Origin of the sequence: Pseudomonas sp. P9_31 (genome assembly GCF_034008235.1) — a bacterium.
Lineage (GTDB): Bacteria > Pseudomonadota > Gammaproteobacteria > Pseudomonadales > Pseudomonadaceae > Aquipseudomonas.
The window spans coordinates 1,703,049-1,720,430 of sequence record NZ_CP125375.1 but is presented as its reverse complement, the minus strand read 5'-3'; the positions used below and the strand labels follow the sequence as shown (position 1 = coordinate 1,720,430).

Annotated in this window: 18 protein-coding genes; 10 read left to right on the top strand and 8 right to left on the bottom strand. The window is 61.1% G+C overall.

The window, feature by feature from the left end; genetic code table 11:
- Window positions 1-30: 30 nt before the first annotated feature.
- Together QMK51_RS07740 and QMK51_RS07735 are read right to left on the bottom strand one after the other, a co-directional pair.
- A complete protein-coding gene (locus QMK51_RS07740) occupies window positions 31-1,572 on the bottom strand; it encodes a sensor histidine kinase (protein WP_320393641.1) in 1,542 nt (513 codons plus the stop codon).
- On the bottom strand, window positions 1,559-2,281 hold the full coding sequence (locus tag QMK51_RS07735; RefSeq protein ID WP_258699543.1) for a response regulator transcription factor: 723 nt from the start codon (window positions 2,279-2,281) through the stop codon (window positions 1,559-1,561). The genes QMK51_RS07740 and QMK51_RS07735 overlap by 14 nt, the downstream gene beginning before the upstream one ends.
- Window positions 2,282-2,498: 217 nt before the next feature.
- On the opposite strand from QMK51_RS07735, the gene QMK51_RS07730 reads away from it, so the two are divergent.
- Together QMK51_RS07730 and QMK51_RS07725 are read left to right on the top strand one after the other, a co-directional pair.
- Window positions 2,499-5,249 carry a response regulator gene (locus QMK51_RS07730; RefSeq protein WP_320393640.1) on the top strand — a complete coding sequence of 917 codons (2,751 nt, stop codon included), beginning with the start codon at window positions 2,499-2,501 and terminating at the stop codon, window positions 5,247-5,249.
- 97 nt (window positions 5,250-5,346) lie between these two features.
- Window positions 5,347-6,336 carry a 2-hydroxyacid dehydrogenase gene (locus tag QMK51_RS07725; protein WP_258699541.1) on the top strand — a complete coding sequence of 330 codons (990 nt, stop codon included), beginning with the start codon at window positions 5,347-5,349 and terminating at the stop codon, window positions 6,334-6,336.
- 5 nt (window positions 6,337-6,341) lie between these two features.
- On the opposite strand, the gene QMK51_RS07720 is transcribed toward QMK51_RS07725, so the two are convergent.
- Entirely contained in the window at window positions 6,342-6,737 is a 396-nt protein-coding gene (locus tag QMK51_RS07720; RefSeq protein ID WP_258699540.1) for a hypothetical protein, read from the bottom strand.
- A 134-nt stretch (window positions 6,738-6,871) separates the two neighbouring features.
- Here QMK51_RS07720 and QMK51_RS07715 point away from each other — a divergent pair, with 134 nt between their 5' ends.
- Both QMK51_RS07715 and QMK51_RS07710 read left to right on the top strand, forming a co-directional pair.
- Window positions 6,872-7,306 (top strand): hypothetical protein, encoded by a 435-nt coding sequence (locus QMK51_RS07715; protein ID WP_258699539.1) that lies wholly within the window; start codon window positions 6,872-6,874, stop codon window positions 7,304-7,306.
- Entirely contained in the window at window positions 7,306-7,710 is a 405-nt protein-coding gene (locus tag QMK51_RS07710) for an META domain-containing protein (protein ID WP_258699538.1), read from the top strand. The genes QMK51_RS07715 and QMK51_RS07710 overlap by 1 nt, the downstream gene beginning before the upstream one ends.
- A gap of 174 nt (window positions 7,711-7,884) precedes the next feature.
- On the opposite strand, the gene QMK51_RS07705 is transcribed toward QMK51_RS07710, so the two are convergent.
- Window positions 7,885-8,352, bottom strand: a complete 468-nt coding sequence (locus QMK51_RS07705; RefSeq protein WP_320393639.1) for a TlpA disulfide reductase family protein — start codon at window positions 8,350-8,352, stop codon at window positions 7,885-7,887.
- A 114-nt stretch (window positions 8,353-8,466) separates the two neighbouring features.
- Between QMK51_RS07705 and arsC the strand changes: the two genes are divergently transcribed.
- From arsC to QMK51_RS07690, 3 genes are read left to right on the top strand one after another with little or no spacing between them, the layout of a single operon-like run.
- Window positions 8,467-8,820: an arsenate reductase (glutaredoxin) gene (gene arsC, locus QMK51_RS07700; RefSeq protein ID WP_320393638.1), complete on the top strand. Its 354-nt coding sequence runs from the start codon at window positions 8,467-8,469 to the stop codon at window positions 8,818-8,820.
- Entirely contained in the window at window positions 8,817-9,422 is a 606-nt protein-coding gene (wrbA, locus tag QMK51_RS07695) for an NAD(P)H:quinone oxidoreductase (protein WP_258699535.1), read from the top strand. The genes arsC and wrbA overlap by 4 nt, the downstream gene beginning before the upstream one ends.
- Complete coding sequence (locus QMK51_RS07690) at window positions 9,415-9,840, top strand: DUF2069 domain-containing protein (protein WP_320393637.1); 426 nt, start codon at window positions 9,415-9,417, stop codon at window positions 9,838-9,840. Before wrbA ends, QMK51_RS07690 begins: the two co-directional genes overlap by 8 nt.
- Window positions 9,841-9,939: 99 nt before the next feature.
- On the opposite strand, the gene QMK51_RS07685 is transcribed toward QMK51_RS07690, so the two are convergent.
- Together QMK51_RS07685 and ttcA are read right to left on the bottom strand one after the other, a co-directional pair.
- Window positions 9,940-10,614 carry a DNA-3-methyladenine glycosylase I gene (locus QMK51_RS07685; RefSeq protein WP_320393636.1) on the bottom strand — a complete coding sequence of 225 codons (675 nt, stop codon included), beginning with the start codon at window positions 10,612-10,614 and terminating at the stop codon, window positions 9,940-9,942.
- A 131-nt stretch (window positions 10,615-10,745) separates the two neighbouring features.
- The gene (gene ttcA, locus QMK51_RS07680; RefSeq protein WP_258699532.1) at window positions 10,746-11,570 is read right to left on the bottom strand and encodes a tRNA 2-thiocytidine(32) synthetase TtcA; all 825 of its coding nucleotides are present in this window, start codon (window positions 11,568-11,570) and stop codon (window positions 10,746-10,748) included.
- 329 nt (window positions 11,571-11,899) lie between these two features.
- Between ttcA and QMK51_RS07675 the strand changes: the two genes are divergently transcribed.
- Together QMK51_RS07675 and QMK51_RS07670 are read left to right on the top strand one after the other, a co-directional pair.
- Complete coding sequence (locus tag QMK51_RS07675; RefSeq protein ID WP_320393635.1) at window positions 11,900-12,502, top strand: Yip1 family protein; 603 nt, start codon at window positions 11,900-11,902, stop codon at window positions 12,500-12,502.
- Window positions 12,503-12,660: 158 nt separating this feature from the next.
- A complete protein-coding gene (locus QMK51_RS07670) occupies window positions 12,661-13,155 on the top strand; it encodes a SprT family zinc-dependent metalloprotease (RefSeq protein WP_007937535.1) in 495 nt (164 codons plus the stop codon).
- 138 nt (window positions 13,156-13,293) lie between these two features.
- Here QMK51_RS07670 and QMK51_RS07665 read toward each other — a convergent pair whose 3' ends face one another.
- Together QMK51_RS07665 and QMK51_RS07660 are read right to left on the bottom strand one after the other, a co-directional pair.
- Entirely contained in the window at window positions 13,294-14,475 is a 1,182-nt protein-coding gene (locus tag QMK51_RS07665; RefSeq protein WP_320393634.1) for a CaiB/BaiF CoA-transferase family protein, read from the bottom strand.
- A gap of 143 nt (window positions 14,476-14,618) precedes the next feature.
- Entirely contained in the window at window positions 14,619-15,953 is a 1,335-nt protein-coding gene (locus QMK51_RS07660) for a dicarboxylate/amino acid:cation symporter (protein WP_320393633.1), read from the bottom strand.
- A gap of 339 nt (window positions 15,954-16,292) precedes the next feature.
- Between QMK51_RS07660 and QMK51_RS07655 the strand changes: the two genes are divergently transcribed.
- The gene (locus tag QMK51_RS07655) at window positions 16,293-17,306 is read left to right on the top strand and encodes an AraC family transcriptional regulator (protein WP_320393632.1); all 1,014 of its coding nucleotides are present in this window, start codon (window positions 16,293-16,295) and stop codon (window positions 17,304-17,306) included.
- The last annotated feature ends 76 nt before the right edge of the window (window positions 17,307-17,382 follow it).

Below are 17,382 nucleotides of genomic sequence, written 5' to 3'. Positions count from 1 at the left end.
TATTCGCAATCCAGACTGCGGGGGCGCCTATCATACCGGCAAACGTGCGCAGGCCATATCACGCAAAGTAAGGGGCTTATTGCTTATAGGAATAAGGGTGGGATTTGTGGTGGATGGGAGGGCCTCTTCGCGAGCAGGCCCGCTTGTGTCTTGCGCAGGAATTAGACTGAGGGTGAGAGCGGGCTTGCTCGCCAAAGCGGTCTGACAGGCTCCACCCTCATCAGCCACTAGACGCATATTCAGCCGCAACCCTGCCCCGCTGTTCTCAGCCCACAGACGCCCGCCCTGGCGCTGCACCGCATTCCTCGCGATGCTCAAACCCAGCCCGAATCCACCGTCCCCCGGCCGCGAACCGTCGAGCCGGATGAACGGCGAGAAGATCCGCTCAAGCGCCTCGTCAGCCACCCCACCGCCCTCGTCCTCCAGCCAAAGGTGCCAGAAGTCGCCATCGCGCCGACCGCCGAGCGTCACAACACTGTCCTTCGGTGAATGACGAATGGCATTGCGCAGAATGTTTTCCAGCGCCTGAGCCAGGGTATTGAGATGACCCCGCACCCAGCAGGACTCATCCACCGCACAGTGCAATTGACTCGCCGGCCAGCCACTTTCATAGCAGGCGTTTTCCGTGAGCATGTCCCACAACGCCTGGACCTGGATCGCTTCGTCAGGCAACGGCGCGCGCTCGGTGTCGAGCCACGCCAGTTGCAGGGTGTCCTCGACCAGACGCTGCATGCCGTCGACTTCGCGGCCAATGCGTTCGCGCAATTGACCCAGCTCCTGCTCGCTTTCGCTGGCCACCCGCAGCCGGCTCAGCGGCGTGCGCATTTCGTGGGACAGGTCGCGCAGCAATTGCTGTTGCAGCACAACCGTGCTTTGCAGGCGCTCAGCCATGTGATCGAAGGCCCTGCCCAGTTCGCCCAACTCATCCGGGCGATTGGTGGTGCGGCTCGACAAGCGCACAGTCAGCTGGTCAGCGCGCCAGGTATTGGCCTGTTCGCGCAGGCTGTTCAGCGGGACCACCAGCAATCGATACAGCCCCACGCACACCAGCAGTGTGAGCAACCCGGGAATCACCCCATTGGTGATCACCCGCCAGAACACCCGGTAGCGCCCGGGCATGAAACGCTGAGGCAGTTCGATCACCAGACTGCCGGCGGCCGGGTCGTTGGGGAATGGGATTTTCAGCCAGGGCAGGCCGTTGTTACGACGACTCACCGGCCAGTCCAGGCCGCGCAAAAAGGTCAGTCGCTGAACTTCCTTTTCCGTCAGCGGATAACTGCTCAGGGATTGCAAGTCGCCGCCGATGACACCGACCCACGTCGTCTCGTGATGGCCGACACGACGCAACCAGGCATCGACGCCCATACTCTGCCGTTCACTCCACGCTTGCTCCGCCTCGGCGGCGTAGCGCATCAGGCTGCCCCGGGCCTCGTCGGACAGGAACAGGTTCTGCTTTTCCATGTAGCGGCCCCAGGACCAGCTCAACCAGATCATCAGCAGACAGAACGCCACCAACAAACAAGCCAGCTTCCAGAACAGTGAATGCCTGCCCGGTACGTCAGACCATTTCATCGGCCGCACTCAATACATACCCCTTGCCCCAGACGGTACGCACTTCGCGCTCGGTGTAGCCGATGGCCTTGAGTTTGCGGCGGATCTGGCTGATGTGCATGTCGAGGCTGCGATCATGGGCGGCGTAACCGCGTTGCAGGACCTGCTGATAAAGGAAGGCTTTGCTCAGCACTTCATCGCCGTTGCGATTGAGCGTTTCCAGCAATCGGTACTCGCTGCGGGTCAGGCCGGCGGCGTGTTCGCCGAAGGACACCTCGCAGAGTTCGTCGTCGAAACGCAGGCTGCCCACCGAAGGCGCAACCGGTGCGGGCACCGGTCGGCGATCGAGCGCCACACGCCGCAGGATCGCTTCGATGCGCACCCGCAACTCGGCGATGCTGAAGGGTTTGGGCAAGTAATCGTCGGCCCCGAGGCGAAAGCCACTGATGCGATCCGCCTCGGCCCCCAGCGCCGACATCAGCACCACCGGCGTGGAGTGGCTCTGGCGCAATTGGGTCAGCACCGCCAGGCCATCGAGCCCCGGCAGCAGGATATCCATCAGCACCACATCGAAGGCTTGTTGGCGCGCAATGGCCAGACCTTCCCGCCCGTTCTGGCACCAGGTCACCTGAAAACCGCAGCGCCCCAGATGCTCATGAACATAAGCACCGAGCACCAGATCGTCTTCGATGGAGAGAATTCGGGGATGGCCAACAGAGATGGGAGTCATAAGTATCTGCAAATAATTCTCAGTTGCCGATTATTCAAGATTGCCTCGCCAGGGGCAACTCAAGGTTTGCCCCCCCCGCGACCAGAGCGCTGAAGTGGCCGACGAATGACGACATCAATTTTACGAAGATTGCCCGCATGCAAATCGCTACACTGCGCAGGTGGCGCGTGCCGGACGCATGTGCAGGTCAATAAACAGCTGGATGCAGGAGAGTTGCGTGCTCAAGAAACTGGGAATTAAAGGCCGCGTGCTGTTGCTGACCCTGTTGCCGACCACCCTGATGGCGCTGGTCCTGGGCGGCTATTTCACCTGGATGCAGCTATCGGACTTGCAAGCCCAACTCATGCAGCGCGGCGAAATGATCGCCGAACAGCTGGCGCCATTGGTGGCCCCCGCCATGGGCCGCAAAGACAACGAGCTGCTGGAACGCATCGCCACCCAGTCCCTGGAGCAAACCGATGTGCGCGCGGTGACCTTCCTCGCCCCCGACCGCACGCCGCTGGCCCATGCCGGCCCGACCATGCTCAATCAGGCGCCCTTGGGCAACGGTTCACAGCTGCTGCGCCGCAGTGGCAATGACGCCACGCGTTACCTGCTGCCGGTGTTCGGCAAGCACCGCAACCTGGCTGGCGACCTGATCCCCGGTGAAGCCGACCGCCTGCTGGGCTGGGTCGAACTCGAACTGTCCCACAGCGGCATGTTGCTGCGCGGTTACCGCAGCCTGTTCGCCAGCCTGCTGTTGATCGGAGGGGGCCTGGCCGGTGCGGCGCTATTGGCGTTGCGCATGGGCCGGACCATCAACCGGCCGTTGAGCCAGATCAAACAAGCCGTGGCGCAGCTCAAGGACGGTCACCTGGAAACCCGTCTGCCGCCCCTCGGCAGCCAGGAGCTGGATGAACTGGCGTCCGGCATCAACCGCATGGCCGGCACCCTGCAGAACGCTCAGGAAGAATTGCAGAACAGCGTCGACCAGGCCACCGAAGACGTGCGTCAGAACCTGGAAACCATCGAAATCCAGAACATCGAGCTGGACCTGGCGCGCAAGGAAGCCCTGGAGGCGAGCCGGATCAAATCCGAGTTCCTGGCCAACATGAGCCATGAAATCCGCACGCCGCTCAACGGCATTCTCGGCTTCACGCATTTGCTGCAAAAAAGCGAGTTGACCCCGCGTCAGCTCGATTACCTAGGCACCATCGAAAAATCCGCCGACAGCCTGCTGGGGATCATCAACGAGATTCTCGACTTCTCGAAAATCGAGGCCGGCAAACTGGTGCTCGACCATATTCCGTTCAACCTGCGCGACCTGCTGCAAGACACCTTGACCATCCTCGCCCCGGCCGCCCACGCCAAAGAGCTTGAACTGGTGAGCCTGGTTTATCGCGATACGCCACTGTCGCTGGTGGGCGATCCGCTGCGACTCAAGCAGATCCTCACCAACCTTGTGAGCAATGCGATCAAGTTCACCCGCGAAGGCACCATCGTCGCCCGGGCGATGCTCGAAGAAGAGCATGAAGACAGCGTGCAACTGCGCATCAGTATTCAGGACACCGGCATCGGTCTGTCCAATCAGGACGTGCGCGCTTTATTCCAGGCCTTCAGTCAGGCTGATAACTCGCTGTCCCGGCAACCTGGCGGCACCGGCCTGGGGCTGGTGATTTCCAAACGCTTGATCGAGCAGATGGGCGGCGAGATCGGCGTCGACAGTACACCGGGCGAAGGCTCGGAATTCTGGATCAGCCTGAGCCTGCCCAAAACCCGCGACGACGCCGAAGACCTGCCCGGCCCACCGCTGCTGGGGCATCGGGTGGCGGTCCTGGAAAACCATGAACTGGCCCGTCAGGCATTGCAGCATCAACTGGAAGACTGCGGCTTGGCCGTCACGCCGTTCAACACCCTGGAAAGCCTGGCCAATGGCGTGACCGGCGCCCATCAGACTGATCAGGCGATCGGCCTGGCGGTGCTCGGCATCACCAGCAACGACATGCCACCGGAGCGCCTCAACCAGCATATCTGGGACCTCGAACACCTGGGTTGCAAAGTGTTGGTGCTGTGCCCGACCACCGAACTGACGCTGTTCCACCTCTCGGTGCCCAACCCCCACAGCCAGCTCCAGTCCAAACCGGCCTGCACCCGCAAATTGCGCCGGGCCCTGTCCGATCTGGTCAACCCGCGCCAGCAACGCAGCGACCCCGGCGAGCCGGTCTCCAGTCGCGCGCCGAAGGTCCTTTGCGTGGACGACAACCCGGCCAACCTGCTGTTGGTGCAAACCCTGCTCGAGGACATGGGCGCCAAGGTGCTCGCGGTGGAAAGCGGTTACGCCGCGGTCAAGGCCGTGCAGAACGAGACCTTCGACCTGGTACTGATGGACGTGCAGATGCCCGGCATGGATGGGCGTCAAAGCACCGAAGCCATCCGCCAGTGGGAAAGCGAACGGCATTGCACGCCACTGCCGATCGTTGCCCTCACCGCCCATGCGATGGCCAACGAAAAACGCGCGTTGCTGCAAAGCGGCATGGATGACTACCTGACCAAACCCATCAGCGAACGGCAACTGGCGCAAGTGGTGTTGAAATGGACCGGCCTGGCATTGCGTAATCTGGGGCCGGAGCGCTCCAGCGACCGCCATAACGGAAATGAGTTGCAGGTGCTCGATCACGAAGAAGGCCTGCGCCTGGCGGCCGGCAAGGCCGATCTGGCGGCGGACATGCTGGCAATGTTGCTGGCCTCCCTGGAAGGCGACCGCGAGGCCATCCGCGTCGCCCGTGAAGCCAACGACCAGAATGCCCTGATCGAGCGGGTCCATCGCCTGCATGGGGCAACCCGTTATTGCGGCGTACCGCAACTGCGCGCCGCCTGCCAGCGCAGTGAAACCCTGCTCAAGCAACAAGACCCGAAAGCCCCCGGCGCGCTGGAAGAACTCGAACGAGCCATCAATCGCCTCGCGGCCCACGCGCGCATCAATGCCTGATGCAGCGCAATAACGCCGAGCGCCCTGAACGCTAAACTCAACGCCTGTAGCAGCTGCCGAAGGCTGCTACGGGGTTTGAGACTTCCAGGAGGACAGCATGCGCACGATTCTTTTCAGCAGCCAGACCTACGACCGCGACAGTTTTCTTGCCGCCGACCTGCCCGCCGGCATCGAGTTGCAGTTCCAGTCGGCCCGGCTGAGTCTCGACACGGCGGCACTGGCCGAACATCACGAAGTGGTCTGCGCCTTCATCAATGATGACCTCAGCGCCCCGGTGCTCGAACGCCTGGCAGCAGGCGGCACGCGCCTGATCGCCCTGCGCTCGGCCGGTTACAACCATGTCGACCTGACAGCGGCGAAGCGCCTGGGATTGCTGATCGTGCGGGTCCCGGCCTACTCGCCTCATGCCGTGGCCGAACATGCGGTGGCGTTGATCCTGGCGCTCAACCGTCGTCTGCACCGTGCCTACAACCGCACGCGAGAAGGCGATTTCAGCCTGCACGGGTTGACCGGTTTCGACCTGGTGGGCAAGACCGTCGGCGTGGTCGGCACCGGGCAGATCGGCGCGACCTTCGCGAACATCATGCACGGCTTCGGCTGTCGGTTGCTGGCCCATGACCCTTATCCGAACCCGCAGGTCGAAGCCCTCGGCGCGCGCTACCTGAGCCTGCCGCAACTGCTGGCCGAGTCGCAGATCATCAGCCTGCACTGCCCGCTCAACGAGCAGAGCAAACACTTGATCAACCGCGAGTCACTGGCGCACATGCAGCCCGGCGCAATGCTGATCAACACCGGGCGCGGCGGTCTGGTCGACACGCCGGCGCTGATCGACGCGTTGAAAAACGGCCAGTTGGGTTATCTGGGGCTGGACGTGTATGAAGAGGAGGCGCAATTGTTCTTCGAGGATCGCTCCGACCTGCCGCTGCAAGACGATGTGCTGGCGCGCCTGCTGACCTTTCCGAACGTGATCGTCACCGCGCACCAGGCCTTCCTGACCCGCGAAGCCCTGGGCGCGATTGCCGCGATCACCCTGCAAAACATCGCGGCCTGGGCAGCAGGTTTGCCACAGAACCAGGTCGAGAGCTGATCGGCTCAGGCCTTGGACAAAATAATCATCAGCGCCAACCAGCCGAAGCCGATCAAGCGCTGCCCAAGGGAGTGTCCGCGACGCAGCAGGAACCAGACAAAAAACGGCGGCAGAAAGAAAATCATGAGTTTCAGCCAGAGTTCCACGGGACGCGGCCCATTGAGCACCGGTGCCGGAACCTCGGCCTGAACTTCAGTCTTTCGTTTACGCCCGAACGCGGCCGGGGTTACCCGAGGCACACTCTCATTGCTCGGTAAATGCCCGAAAGAAAGCGGTGCTTCCACAGGCGCTGCCGTCGAAGTGGCCGCTTGCACCGTTGCCGCAGGTGCACCGCAATGAATGCAAGCAGGCGCCGTGGAGCTGATGCGCTGCTTGCATTCATAACATTCGATTAAGGCCATTTCCGTTCCTTAGAGATGCAAAAGCGGCAGTGTGCCATGAGTTGGCGAGTCATTTGAACCAGATCGAAGGTCACATGCCCGCGCCATGCTGCGTTCAAGCCCGTGCTAGCATATCGCGCATATTTGGAGGACCCATGGTCGAACACGATTTCCGCTACAGCCTGATGAACCCGCAACACACCCTCACCGAATGCCGCGCCCTCGTGCCGGGGCGTTATCAAGTCACCGGCAACGGCGGCTCGATTCGTAATAACGACGTGCTGGTAGTGACCCTCAAAGGCAGCAAGGACTTGTCCATGCGCCTGACCGTCGAAACGGTTCGCCACCTGATCAACCCGCCCGGCCAATGGGTCGCGGTGGCCAGTGGTCCGGTGTTCGGCGAATTGGCGATTCACACCTGGCAAGTCAACTGCGACAGCTGCGCCAAAGAACTGAGCTTTGAGTTCGCGGTCGACGCCAAGCTGGGCAACAAGGCCGAAAAACCGGCTGCCACCGCGCGAATTGCCGAATTGGGCTGGACCACTGCCTCCGAGAAGCACCTGTGCCCGAAATGCCAGGAGCCTGCGTGATGAAACGCCTTGCTCTGACCACGATGGTCGGTGCCAGCCTGCTGGGCTGCGCCGCCGAGCCGGTAAAGTTGCAACAGAACCGCAGTTACATTCTGGAATGGATCGGCGAACGTCCGCTGATGGACTACAGCCACCTGACCATCACCCTCGATGAAGACGGTCGGGCTTATGGCAATGGTGGCTGCAACCACTGGTTCGCGCCGTATTCCCTGGAAGGCGAAAAGCTGAGCTTCGGCAAGATCGGCAGCACCCGTAAACTCTGTGCGCCGGCGCTGATGGAGCAGGAAAAACGCTTCCTGCAGGTGTTGGAAAACGTCCAGCGCTGGGACGTCTCGCCGATCGATCAGATGCGCTTTTGGCCAGCAGAAGGCAAGCCGTTGCGTTGGTGGCTTGAAGAGGGTTGATTACTCTCGGTTGTAGCCAAGTGAATGACTGTGGCGAGGGCGCTTGCTCCCGCTCGGCTGCGTAGCAGTCGTAAACCGGTCCATACGGTCTGTCTGAAGAACCGAGGTAACGTGTTTTAGGGCTGCTTCGCAGCCCAGCGGGAGCAAGCTCCCTCGCCACAGGTCGGTGCTCGATCAGTTGGTCGCCTGCAACGCCTCAAGCTTCGCCATCACCCCCGCCGCCGTCTGCTCGCCCATCAACTGTTCCCGCACCTTGCCCTTGTCATCGATGATGTAAGTCACCGGCAGCGCTTCACTGCGCGGTAACTCGAAAAGGTCGGCCGGGTCCTGGGCCAACACGGTGAACTTGATTCCCAGTTTCTCGCTGGCGCTTTTCAGCTCTTCGCCCTGCACATTGTCGAAGTTGACCCCGAACACGCCGATCTTCTTGCCTTTGAGTTGCTCGGCCAGCACGTTCAGCTCCGGGATTTCGGTCCGGCACGGGCCGCACCATTCGGCCCAGTAATTGAGCACCAGCCATTGTTTGTCCAGACGCTCGGCGGCGATTTTGTGGCCGTTCTGGTCGATGCCATAGTCGTTGCCACAGCCCCCCAGCAATAACGCCCCCATGATCGCCAATGCCGCTGCCAGTCGCCTTGTCATGTCTCAATCCTTGTCGAAAATGGAATGCATCTGCGACCCATCGCCTCCCAAGGTTCTGGATTACGCGCCGCACAGTTAGAATAGCCGCCACCTTACGCAAGATGCGACCCGCACATGACCGATCTGACGCTTTATCACAACCCGCGCTGCTCGAAATCCCGCGGTGCGCTCGAACTGCTCGAAGCCCGTGGCCTGGCCCCAACGGTGGTCCGCTACCTGGAAACGCCGCTGGACGCCGCGCAAATCCAGAGCCTGCTGAGCAAGCTCGGCATCAGCGCCCGACAACTGCTGCGCACCGGCGAGGAGGAGTACAAAACCCTCAACCTGGCCGACAGCAGTTTGAGCGAGGCGCAATTGATCGCCGCCATCGCCGCGCACCCCAAACTCATGGAGCGCCCGATTCTCGAAGTCGGCGACAAAGCCATCATCGGCCGTCCGCCAGAGAATGTGCTGGAGTTGCTGCCGTGAGCGCGCCGTACATTCTGGTGCTGTATTACAGCCGCAGCGGCTCGACCAATGAAATGGCCCGGCAGATTGCCCGTGGCGTCGAGCAGGCCGGCCTTGAAGCCCGGTTGCGCACGGTGCCGGCGATCTCCACTGAATGCGAAGCCGTGGCTCCGGACATTCCCGATGAAGGCGCGCTGTACGCCAGCCTCGACGATTTGAAGAACTGCGCCGGCCTGGCCCTGGGCAGCCCGACCCGCTTCGGCAACATGGCCGCTCCGCTCAAATACTTCCTCGACGGCACCAGCAACCTGTGGCTGACCGGCGCCCTGGTGGGCAAACCGGCCGGGGTCTTCACCTCGACCGCGAGCCTGCACGGCGGCCAGGAAACCACCCTGCTGTCGATGATGCTGCCGTTGCTGCACCACGGCATGCTGATCACCGGCCTGCCCTACAGCGAATCCGCGCTGCTGGAAACCCGCGGCGGCGGCACGCCGTATGGCGCCAGCCATCACGCCGGGGCCGATGGCAAAAGCGGTTTGAATGAACATGAAGTCGCGCTATGCCGGGCTTTGGGTCTGCGGCTGGCGAAAACCGCGCAGAAACTGGAGAGCCACAGTGGCTAAGAAGCCTAAGATTCTGCCTTCCATCGAATGGCTCGAACCGCGAGTCAGAGCGATGCGCGTCATCAGCCTGCTGTGCTTTTTCGGGCTGGCGGGGCTGCTTTGCGCCTACTACCTGGTGTTCGCCGACCTGCATGGCGCGCGGCCGTGGGTGATTCTGCTGATCGAACTGGTGCCGTTGCTGTTACTGGCGCCGGGGATGATCGTCGGCAGCGCTCGTGGGCATTCGTGGATGTGTTTTGTGGTGAACCTGTATTTCATCAAGGGCGCACTGGCCGCGTATGACCCGAACCGGCAGCTGTTCGGGTTACTGGAGATGGGCGCGAGCCTCGCGGTGTTCTGCTCGGCGTTGCTGTATGTGCGGTGGCGGTTTCAGTTGAACCGCAAGTTGGCGGGGGAAGGCGAGACCAGCGTCGCCTGACAGGACGCTATCGCGGGCAAGCCCGCTACCACAGGGGATTTGTGAACGACACCAATCCAATGTGGGAGCGAGCCTGCTCGCGATGCGGGCGACTCGGTCTTAATGATTGACGGTATACGCCAGCATCATCGAAATCTGGCTCATCGGCCGTCCACCGCTCTCTTCATGCCACTGGTTGAACGCATTCTGCACTGTGGCCAGATCCCGCAAACTGCTCGGCACCTTGTCGACGATCTGCTGCGCACTCAGCGCCGCGACCACGTCGTAGCTCGGCACGAAGGTGTCCTTGCCGACCATTCGCAAGAATCGCGGAGCCGACAAACCGCCCAATTGATGGCCGTGTTTTTTCAGGCAGGTCCATAAACCGACGATATCGGTCACCGGCCACTCGGCGATCAAGGCACCAAAACTGCCCTTCTCATGGGCGACATCCAGAATGAACTGCGCATTGCGCGGCACGCTCTTGAGCTTGCCCAGGTGGCGGATGATCCGCGCGTCCTGCATCAAGCGCTCCAGATGTTCGGCGCTCATCAACACGACTTTTTCCGGGTCGAATTTGAAGAACACTTCTTCGAACGCCGGCCACTTGGCATCCACCAGGCTGTGCTTGAGCCCGGCACGAAATACCCGCAACGCCATGGTCGAGAGGTAGCGGTCGTCGCTGATCTTGCGCAATTGCGCCGGGGTCTTGGGGACGGGCAGATGGGCTTCCAGTTCAGCCGCCGAACCGAAGCGGTTCAAGCAGTACTCGTTCAGCCACTTGTAGTCGCGCATGCCCTCTCCTGAGGATTGAAGCGAAAAACCAACTGTGGGAGCGAGCCTGCTCGCGATGGCGCCGTATCAGTCAACACTGATGTGTCTGACAGAACGCTATCGCGAGCAGGCTCGCTCCCACACTATTTGTGTCAGAGATTGACCACGTTGACGAAGCGCGAAGCCGCCGTTTCGTCGATCTTGAGGCTGGTGAAGTCGAACAGGTTGCGGTCCGCCAGTTGCGACGGGATCACGTTCTGCAAGCTGCGGAAAATGCTTTCGGTACGGCCCGGGGTCTTGCGTTCCCACTCCTGCAACATCTCCTTGACCACCTGGCGTTGCAGGTTTTCCTGGGAGCCGCAGAGGTTGCACGGGATGATCGGGAATTGCTTGAGGTCCGAGTAGGCCTGGATATCTTTTTCGTTGCAGTACGCCAGCGGACGGATCACCACGTTGCGCCCGTCGTCGGCGCGCAGCTTCGGCGGCATGGCCTTGAGCGAACCGTTGAAGAACATGTTCAGGAAGAACGTCTCGACGATGTCGTCGCGGTGGTGACCGAGGGCCATTTTGGTCGCGCCGATTTCATCGGCGAAGGTATAGAGCGTGCCGCGACGCAGGCGAGAGCACAGCGAGCAGGTGGTCTTGCCTTCCGGGATCAGCTCCTTGACCACCGAATAGGTGTCTTTCTCGACGATGTGGTACTCGATACCGAGTTCTTTGAGATAGGCCGGCAGCACGTGCTCGGGGAAACCTGGCTGCTTCTGGTCCATGTTCACGGCGACGATCTCGAACTTGATCGGGGCGACCTTCTGCAAATGCATCAGCACGTCGAGCATGGTGTAGCTGTCCTTGCCACCGGACAGGCAGACCATGACCTTGTCGCCGTCTTCAATCATGTTGAAATCGGCGACAGCCTCACCGGCCTGGCGGCGAAGGCGCTTTTGCAGTTTGTTCTGGTTGACCGTAAGAGTGCCCATGACGCGAAATCCGTGAGGTGTGACGAAAGGCCGGCATTTTACGCAAAAACCCTGGCGGGGCGAAGCCTGCGCTTTATATGACTTGAGCATACCCCTGTGGCGAGGGAGCTTGCTCCCTCGCCACAGGATTCATTCGGCACAGACCCGGCGGCGATTAACAAGATCGTTTACAGCGCGATTTGCTCTAAAGCCCTCGCACTATTGCCAGTAACTCCTTTCTATACTGCGACATAAGGTCGCGCACGTATTCAGACCTGTACTTACCTGGCCACTTTGGCCCGTAAGCGCTCCGCTGGGGGGCGATGGCAACAACAAGAGGAGTGACTGGCATGATCCATCACGTAGTGGGGCTTTTCACCCACCCTGACCAGGAATGGAAGGAAATCCGTGGCGACCAGGAGGAAAGCATCAGCCACATGTACCTGACGCACACCCTGATTCTGGCGGCGATCCCCGCCGTCTCCGCGTTTATCGGCACCACGCAGGTCGGCTGGGTCATTGGTAGTCGAGCGCCGGTGATGCTGACCATGGAAAGCGCGCTGTGGATGACCATCATGTCGTACGTGGCGATGCTCGGCGGCGTCGCGGTGATGGGCGCCTTCATTCACTGGATGGCGCGCACCTATGACGCCAACCCAAGCCTGGCACGCTGTGTCGCGTTCGCCACGTACACCGCGACCCCACTGTTTGTCGGCGGCCTGGCGGCGCTGTACCCGCACCTGTGGCTGGGGATGATCGTCGGCACCGCGGCCGTCTGTTACACGGTGTACCTGCTGTATGTAGGCTTGCCGACCTTCATGAACATTCCGTCGGACGAGGGATTTCTGTTTTCAAGTTCGATACTCGCCGTCGGACTGGTGGTGCTGGTGGCCATCATGGCGTTCACCGTGATTGTCTGGGGCTTGGGCGTGGGACCGGTCTATACGAATTAGCAACACACCGGCCAAAAACAGGACTTGCCAATACAGGCCGCCGCAAGGCGGCCTTCTAGCGCTTGAGAATAGAGCGTGGCGACGACCATTCGGCCCCTCGGCGATTCGCAAGTCCTCAGGGTTGCGGCATACTCGACGCCTCTGGAGATCCATCAAGCATGCCCGAGCAACTCAATACCCGCGTCGAAGACTGTTTCCTGCAAGCCGAATCCTTTTTCAAACGACCTTTCAAACGCCCCGTGGTAAGCCTCAAGCTGCGCGGGCAAAAAGCCGGTGTCGCGCATCTGCACGAGAACCTGCTGCGCTTCAACCCGCAGCTGTACCGGGAAAACACCGAAGACTTCCTCAAACAGACCGTGGCGCATGAAGTCGCACACCTGATCGCCCATCAACTGTTCGGCGACCGCATCCAGCCTCACGGCGAAGAGTGGCAACTGATCATGCGCGGCGTCTACGAACTGCCGCCCAACCGCTGCCATACCTATGACGTCAAACGCCGCAGCGTGACCCGCTACATCTACAAATGCCCGTGCGCGGACAGTGACTTTCCGTTTTCAGCCCAGCGCCATAGCCTGGTGCGCCAGGGGCGGCGGTATTTGTGCCGGCGTTGTCGCAGTACGTTGGTGTTCAGTGGGGAGATGCGGGTCGAGTAGCAAGATTTTGTGGTTGGCGTGCCGACGCCATCGCGAGCAGGCTCGCTCCCACATTTGATCTGCGGCGTTCGCAAATAATGTGTTCACAACCGATCCCCTGTGGGAGCGAGCCTGCTCGCGATGGCGTCTGATCAGGCACTACACAGCCACCCTGGCACGCCGCAGCTCCTCGATCCGCTCAACACTAAACCCCAGTTCCCTCAACACCTCATCCGTATGCTGCCCCAGGCGGGCGCCAATGTGCCGCGGCTCAGGCAACCCCGCTGAAAACTTCAACGGACAAGCCATCTGCGCCTGAGTGCTCCCATCGCCCCGCGGCACCTCAGTCACCATTTCCCGCGCCGTCAACTGCGGGTGCCCGACCGCTTCGCCCAGGCTCAACACCGGCTCGACACAGGCATCGACCCCGGCAAACAGCTCACACAACCAGGCAAAGTCGTGTTTTTCGAATTCAATGTTCAACGCCTCCTTGAGCGCCTGTTGCCGGGCGGGTTCGGGCGACAGCCCCTCGGCCGCCAGTTCCGGCCGACCCAGCGCCGTGCACAGTTGCTGCATGAACCCCGGTTCCAGACTGCCCACCGATAACCAGCGCCCATCACGCGACCGGTAATAGTCGTAGAAGCTGCCGCCGTTGAGCATCTGATCCTCCCTGCCCGGCTCCACGCCGCAGGCCAGGTACCCGGCGCCGGCCATGGCGTTCAGGCTGAAGGCGCAGTCGGTCATGCTCACATCCAGATGCTGCCCCTGCCCGGTCTGCTGCCGCGCGATCACCGCCGCCAGCAGCCCGACCACCCCGTGCAACGAGCCGCCCGCGACATCCGCCACCTGCATGCCCAACGGTAACGGGCCGCTGTCGGCCCGGCCGGTGTAGCTTGCCAGCCCGGCCAGCGCCAGGTAGTTGATGTCGTGGCCGGCGCGGTCCTTGTAGGGGCCGGTCTGGCCGTAACCGGTGATCGACACATAAATCAGCCGTGGGTTGATCGCCCTCAAGGCTTCATACCCCAGGCCCAGCCGGTCCATCACGCCGGGACGGAACTGCTCCAGCACGATGTCGTAGTCCGCAAGCAACGACTTGATCACCTCCAGCGCCTCGGGCTGCTTGAGGTCCAGGGCCAGGCTGCGCTTGTTGCGATTGAGGTACGCGTGGCTGGCCGACACCCCCTGATCATGGGGTGGCAGCACCCGCAGCAGGTCCATGCGGGTCGGCGATTCGATGCGCAGCACCTCGGCGCCCATGTCCGCCAGCAGCAACGAGGCAAACGGCCCCGGCAACAATGTCGAGAAATCCAGAACCTTGAGTGATGCCAGCGGACCGAGCATGAGCGTTCTCCAGTGCAATCCCTCAAGCCTAGGCAGCCCGGGACATTGCAGCAATCACCTTATGTGCCAGTTACGCTGACCGTTACGCTCAAATCGCAGGTATGAAAAAACCCGCCGAAGCGGGTTTTTCATTACAACAAGGCTTACTTGGCGTTCGTCGGGGTTGCCCCTTCGACGTGGCCCAGAACATCGTCTTTAGGCTCGTCGGCAATGCCGCGACCGCCCGAGGCCAGCTCCGCTTGCAGCACGTCGGTGTCCAGTTCCTTGACCCATTTGGCCACAACAATGGTGGCAACCGCGTTACCGATCAGGTTGGTCAGCGCGCGGGCTTCGGACATGAAGCGGTCGATACCGAGGATCAGTGCCAGGCCGGCAACCGGCAGATGGCCAACAGCGGACAAGGTAGCGGCCAGTACGATGAAGCCACTACCCGTCACGCCAGCAGCGCCTTTGGAGGACAGCAGTAACACCACCAGCAGAGTGATCTGGTGAGTGATGTCCATGTGGGTGTCGGTTGCCTGAGCAATGAACACCGCCGCCATGGTCAGGTAGATCGCGGTACCGTCAAGGTTGAACGAGTAACCGGTCGGGATCACCAGACCTACCACGGATTTCTGCGCGCCCAGACGCTCCATTTTGATCAGCATGCGTGGCAGCACCGACTCCGAAGAGGAAGTACCCAGCACGATCAGCAGTTCTTCACGGATGTAGCGGATCATTTTCAGTACGCTGAAGCCGTGAGCGCGAGCGATACCGCCCAGTACGACCAGTACGAACACGAGGCAAGTGATGTAGAAGCACGCCATCAACTGACCCAGTTGTACCAGCGAACCGACACCGTAGGCACCGATGGTGAACGCCATGGCGCCGAGGGCACCGAGTGGCGCGAGCTTCATGATCATGTTGATGATGTTGAACATCACGTGGGCAAAACGATCGATGAAGTCCAGGATCGGTTTGCCATAGGCACCCAGGCGATGCAGGGCGAAACCGAAGATCACCGAGAACATCAGCACTTGCAGAATATCGCCCGTGGCGAACGCGCCGATGATGGTGGACGGGATGACATTCAGCAGGAAGCCAATGACGCTTTGATCCGCGCCGGCAGCCACGTAGGTAGCGATTTTGGAGGCATCCAGCGTGGTGACGTCAATGTGCATGCCGCTACCCGGCTGCACGATGTTGACCACGACCAGACCGACCAGCAAGGCGATGGTCGAAACGATTTCGAAATACAGCAGCGCGTAACCGCCGGTCTTGCCGACCGACTTCATGTCCTGCATGCCCGCGATACCGCTGACGACGGTGCAGAAAATGATGGGAGCGATGATCATTTTGATCAGTTTGATGAACCCGTCACCCAGCGGCTTGAGGGCTACACCGGTCTGCGGGTAGAAGTGACCGAGCAGGATACCGATGGCGATGGCAACGATCACCTGGAAGTACAGGGATTTATACAGTGGCTGACGAGTCGTCATTGCAAAGTTCCTCAAGAGTGCCCGATGACAACATCCATCTGTTGCCCAAGACACTTCAATTGCGAACCCTCCTGCACTGGAGGGATTTGTTTTGTCGAGCTGCGTAACGGCAGACATCTGCTGGTTGTATCGCAAAGCCCGTGCCACCTTTGGTGAAAAACCTGCCAGCCTTGTGACATCAAGGGTTACAGGTTTTTCCTGGTCACCAACCAGTTACAGCAATGTGGCGGATTTCCGCCCACCAGCCAAACCTCGTCCTGCAATTTGGCGGATATCCGCCTTGTTCATTGTCGATCGGCACCGCTACCATCCCTCCCTCAGTAGACGGACCTGCCCTCCATGCGCGAACGCACCATCGCCAGCCATTTCGCCCGTGCCGCCCTCGGTGGCGCGCGCCGACGTGGCTACGACTATTCGAGCCTGTTGCAGCAACTGGGAATCTCCCCCGAGTTGCTGGAAGAGCCACGGGCGCGAATCGCACCTGAGCAGTTCACCCGGTTGATCCAGGGGCTGTGGCTGGCCCTGGACGACGAATACCTGGGCTTCGGGCAGGCCCCAAGCAAACCCGGCAGCTTCGCCATGATGTGCCACGCGGTGATCCACTGCCGCAATCTGGAGAAGGCACTCAATCGCGGCCTGTTGTTTTATAGCCTGTTCCCCGGCGCGCCGCGTCTGACCCTGAGCCGCGAAGACGACATGATTCGCCTGAGCCTCGACGATTCGCCGTTGTGGGACCCGGACCACTTCCTCAGCGAAAGCCTGCTGGTGATCTGGCATCGGTTCGGCAGCTGGCTGATCGGCCAGCGCATTCGCCTGGAGCAAGCCACCTTCAGCTACCCGAGGCCCGAGCACGGCGCCGAATACGACTTGCTGTTTTCCTGTCCGCTGGGCTTTTCCACAGCAAAGAACACTACTACTCAGAGTAGCCTGCTGTTTCACAGTCGCTACTTGAACATGCCGTTGTTGCAGGACGAACGAACCCTCAAGCACTTTCTCGAGCGTTCCCCCGCCGACCTGTTATCGCGCCCCGATGAAGGCGACAGCCTGAGCAGCCAGTTGCGGCGCTTGCTCAGCCGCGACAGTGCGCGCTGGCCGGACCTGGAAACGGTGGCGGCGCACCTGCACATCAGCCCGCAAACCTTGCGTCGACACTTGCGCGAAGAAGGCACGAGTTTTCAGGAGCTGAAGGATCAGCTGCGTCGGGACATTGCGATTTATCACCTGGGGCGTGCGGACCTGTCGTTGCAACAGATCGCCGAGCAGCTGGGGTTTTCCGAGCCGTCGGCGTTTCACCGGGCGTTCAAGAAGTGGACCGGGTTGACGCCGGGAGCCTATCGGGCTCAGGAGAATTGAGTTCTAGCGCTTGATCGTTCCCACGCTCGGCGTGGGAATGCAGCCCGGGACGCTCCGCGTCCCATCTAGAGCCGAA

Excerpts from the sequence above, each read along its gene's own strand:
- QMK51_RS07740 (WP_320393641.1), bottom strand. The coding sequence starts at position 1,572 with ATGAAATGGTCTGACGTACCGGGCAGGCATTCACTGTTCTGGAAGCTG.
- QMK51_RS07735 (WP_258699543.1), bottom strand. The coding sequence starts at position 2,281 with ATGACTCCCATCTCTGTTGGCCATCCCCGAATTCTCTCCATCGAAGAC.
- QMK51_RS07725 (WP_258699541.1), top strand. The coding sequence starts at position 5,347 with ATGCGCACGATTCTTTTCAGCAGCCAGACCTACGACCGCGACAGTTTT.
- QMK51_RS07720 (WP_258699540.1), bottom strand. The coding sequence starts at position 6,737 with ATGGCCTTAATCGAATGTTATGAATGCAAGCAGCGCATCAGCTCCACG.
- QMK51_RS07715 (WP_258699539.1), top strand. The coding sequence starts at position 6,872 with ATGGTCGAACACGATTTCCGCTACAGCCTGATGAACCCGCAACACACC.
- QMK51_RS07710 (WP_258699538.1), top strand. The coding sequence starts at position 7,306 with ATGAAACGCCTTGCTCTGACCACGATGGTCGGTGCCAGCCTGCTGGGC.
- QMK51_RS07705 (WP_320393639.1), bottom strand. The coding sequence starts at position 8,352 with ATGACAAGGCGACTGGCAGCGGCATTGGCGATCATGGGGGCGTTATTG.
- arsC (WP_320393638.1), top strand. The coding sequence starts at position 8,467 with ATGACCGATCTGACGCTTTATCACAACCCGCGCTGCTCGAAATCCCGC.
- QMK51_RS07685 (WP_320393636.1), bottom strand. The coding sequence starts at position 10,614 with ATGCGCGACTACAAGTGGCTGAACGAGTACTGCTTGAACCGCTTCGGT.
- ttcA (WP_258699532.1), bottom strand. The coding sequence starts at position 11,570 with ATGGGCACTCTTACGGTCAACCAGAACAAACTGCAAAAGCGCCTTCGC.
- QMK51_RS07675 (WP_320393635.1), top strand. The coding sequence starts at position 11,900 with ATGATCCATCACGTAGTGGGGCTTTTCACCCACCCTGACCAGGAATGG.
- QMK51_RS07670 (WP_007937535.1), top strand. The coding sequence starts at position 12,661 with ATGCCCGAGCAACTCAATACCCGCGTCGAAGACTGTTTCCTGCAAGCC.
- QMK51_RS07665 (WP_320393634.1), bottom strand. The coding sequence starts at position 14,475 with ATGCTCGGTCCGCTGGCATCACTCAAGGTTCTGGATTTCTCGACATTG.
- QMK51_RS07660 (WP_320393633.1), bottom strand. The coding sequence starts at position 15,953 with ATGACGACTCGTCAGCCACTGTATAAATCCCTGTACTTCCAGGTGATC.
- QMK51_RS07655 (WP_320393632.1), top strand. The coding sequence starts at position 16,293 with ATGCGCGAACGCACCATCGCCAGCCATTTCGCCCGTGCCGCCCTCGGT.